At 70.6% G+C, this 3,398-nt stretch carries 2 protein-coding genes; both read left to right on the top strand.

The features are described from left to right. The first annotated feature begins 209 nt into the window (after nucleotides 1-209). Nucleotides 210-1,274: a glycosyltransferase 87 family protein gene (locus tag AC162C_RS02740; protein WP_484096211.1), complete on the top strand. Its 1,065-nt coding sequence runs from the start codon at nucleotides 210-212 to the stop codon at nucleotides 1,272-1,274. A 44-nt stretch (nucleotides 1,275-1,318) separates the two neighbouring features. Next, nucleotides 1,319-3,322: an ATP-dependent zinc metalloprotease FtsH gene (gene ftsH, locus AC162C_RS02735; RefSeq protein WP_484096210.1), complete on the top strand. Its 2,004-nt coding sequence runs from the start codon at nucleotides 1,319-1,321 to the stop codon at nucleotides 3,320-3,322. The last annotated feature ends 76 nt before the right edge of the window (nucleotides 3,323-3,398 follow it).

The raw sequence follows: 3,398 nt of genomic DNA, 5'->3' as shown, positions 1-3,398 counted from the left end.
CTCTCCGGGGTTCTATCCCCGGTCGTGTTGCCTCCCCATTCCCCAATCCCGGGGGAGGTGGTCATAGGGTGCGATGCGGCGCCATGGAGGACAACTAGACGGGGGGCTAGTTCGAACAGGACCTACGGCGAAGCCCCCTCTCCGTGACGGCGGCGCATAGTGTGAGGGTGACCGCGATGGGTGCCCCGGCACGCTCGCCGGGAGGATGGGTGGAGCGACGACTGATGGTCCTGCGGAGGGTCTTCCCCTTCTGCGCCCTCGTCGTGCTCCCGGTGCTCCTCGAGTCGATGATGCTCGTGCGGGCCGGCGACAGCTTCGCCATCGACTTCGACCAGACCTTCCTTCCCGCGACGGAGCGGCTCGTCTCCGGGGAATCACCGTATCCTGCGTACGGCTACCCACCGCTCGTCGTGTTCGCGCTGAGCCCGCTCGCGGTGCTCCCGGCGCCGGCCGTCCTCTTCGTGGTCGCGCTCGCGCTCGCCGTGCCGCTCTCGTTGTGGCTCCTCGGCGTCCGCGACTGGCGCGTGTACGGGGCGGCGTTTCTCTGGGCACCCGTCTTCCACGGGCTGCAGACGGCGAACGTGACTCTGCTCCTGCTTCTCGGCTTCGCGGCTGCCTGGCGCTACAGGGAGCGCATCCGTCCGCTCGCGGTGGCCGGTGGGCTCACGATCGCCGCGAAGATCATCTGCTGGCCCCTCGTCCTGTGGCTCGTCGCGACGCGCCGCGTACGTTCCGCGCTCGCCGCAGTGGCCGTCGCCGCCGGCGTCACGTTCGGGCTCTGGGCGACGCTCGGCTTCTCGGGACTGCTCGACTATCCGTCGAGCATGGAGCGGCTGAGCGGGGAGGAGTCACCGTCGAGCTACACGGTCAAGGCGCTCGCCGTCGATCTCGGGCTCGGCGGGCGGACCGGCGCGGTGCTGATGGTCGCGGTCGCCGTGACCGCCCTCGTCGCCTGCCTGGTGCTCGGCAGGCGCGGTGACGACCGACGCTCCTACGCCTTCGCCGTGCTCGCCGCCGTCGTCGCATCTCCGATCGTGTGGCTGCACTCGTTCGCCCTGCTCCTCGCCCCGCTGGCGCTCGCGCGGCCGCGCTTCTCGAAGGTCTGGCTCCTGCCGGCCGTGCTCTGGGTCGCGTCGGGCACCGGCAACGGCTCCCCGTTGCAGACGGCGATCGTGCTGTGTGTGGCCGCCGTCGTCTTCGTCGCCTCGATAGGGGGGCCGAGCATCGGGCGGCCAAGCGTCGAGCCTCACGCCGTTCCGGAGCCGTCGCGGTGAGGCGTCGGCTCGACTGAGACGCGAGGCTCTGCGAGGATTTCCGCGTGTCCGTCGCCCAGGACAACGACCGCGGCCCGGCCAGAGCCGAGCGCCGAGCTCCGCCGGACGGCAGCGCGCGCCGTCCGTGGCGCACCGAAGGTGTCCCTAAACGGCGCGTTCCGCGGTTCCTGCGTACGAGTCGCCGGAGGCGCCTGTTCCTCTGGGGCACCGTCGCCGTGCTGCTCGCGGTCAACCTCTACCTCGTCAACGTCGTGTTCGCCCCCGAGGAGCGGCGGGCGACGATTTCCTACAACGAGTTCGACCGACAGCTGAGGCAAGGGAACATCGAGGAGATCGACGTCCGTGGCTCGACGATCTGGGGCTCGTTCCGTCAGCCGGTGAAGCTCTCCAGCGACGCCGCGGCTGCCCCCTACGAGCGCTTCGACACCGAACGGCCGACGTTCGCGCAGGACGACCTGCTCGCGACGCTGCTGGCCGACGGCATCAAGGTCAACGCCGAATCACCCGGGGTGTCGCGGTCGTTTCTCTCGGCGGCGATCCTCAGCGTGCTCCCGCTGCTCGTGCTGATCGTGCTCTACGTGCTGATCATCAGGCGCCTGCTGGGGCGGTCGGGCGGGATGGGGATGGGGAAGTCCCGTGCCCGCGTGTACGACCGCGAGGAAACGGCGCGGGTGACGTTCGAGGATGTCGCCGGCATCGACGAGGTGAAGGCGGAGCTCGAGGAGATCGTCGACATGCTGCAGGACCCCGAGCGCTACGACCGCCTCGGTGCGACGATCCCCCGTGGCGTGCTGCTCTCGGGGCCTCCCGGGGCGGGCAAGACGCTCCTCGCGCGTGCCGTCGCCGGCGAGGCGGACGTGCCGTTCTACTCCGCATCGGCCTCCGAGTTCGTCGAGATGATCGTCGGTGTCGGCGCGAGCCGGGTGCGTGACCTGTTCGCCGAGGCACGCAAGATGGCACCCGCGATCGTGTTCATCGACGAGATCGACGCGGTGGGTCGCGCCCGCGGCGGCCAGCGTGTCGGCGCCGTCGACGAGCGCGAGCAGACGCTCAACCAGATCCTCACGGAGATGGACGGGTTCACGGGGCGCGAGGGGGTGATCGTGCTCGCTGCGACGAACCGCACCGACGTCCTCGATCCTGCGCTGCTGCGGCCCGGCCGCTTCGACCGTCGCGTCGCGGTTCACGCGCCCGATCAGCACGGGAGGGAGGAGATCCTCCGGGTGCACACGCGTCACGTCCCTCTGGCCGATGACGCCGATCTCGGGGCGCTCGCGGCGTCGACGCCCGGGATGGTCGGGGCGGACCTCGCGAACCTCGTCAACGAGGCCGCGCTCCTCGCCGCCAGGCGACGACACGACGCGGTCACTCGCGCGGACTTCTACGACGCATTCGAGAAGGTCGTGCTCGGGGCAGCCCGACATCTCGTGATGCCCGAGCCCGAGCGCATCAGGACGGCGTACCACGAATCAGGGCATGCTCTCGTCGCGATGCTCGTGCCGGGGGCGGACCCCGTCCGCAAGATCTCGATCATCCCGCGTGGCCAGGCGCTCGGGGTCGTCTTCCAGAGCCCCGAAGAGGATCGGTACGGCTGGACCGTGAGCCAGCTCCGCGCCAGGATCATGGGGGCGCTCGGCGGCCGCGCGGCCGAGGCGCTCGTGATCGGAGACGAGTCGAGTGGCGCGGAGTCGGACTTCGAGACCGTCGCCCGACTCGCTCGCCTGATGGTGGGACGGTGGGGCATGTCGCCGGAGATCGGCCCGCTCGTCGTCACGCCGCGCCCCGGGGAAGGGTATGCGGGGATCGACGGCGACCTCGCTTCGGAGGAGCTGCGGACGCTCGTCGACTCCGAGATGCGTCGCATCGTCGACGAGTGCTACGTGCAGGCGCTCGAGATCCTCCGCGACAATCGGCATCAGCTCGACGCGCTCGCGGGCGCGTTGCTCGAGCACGAGACGCTCGACGCCGAGGATGCGTATCGTGCCGCGGGCGTCGACGCGCCGCGCCGCCGCGACGACACGGCGATCGTCGGCGTGGCCGACGCCTAGGGCCCGCGAGAGGGCGGGGCGCGACGCACGACGACGACGTCCTCGTCTCGATAGACGACGGTCGTCCCCGGTTCGG

The organism is Gaiella sp., assembly GCF_057140465.1.
Note: the sequence above shows the minus strand (reverse complement) of the source record. Positions and strands in the feature narration are given on the sequence as shown.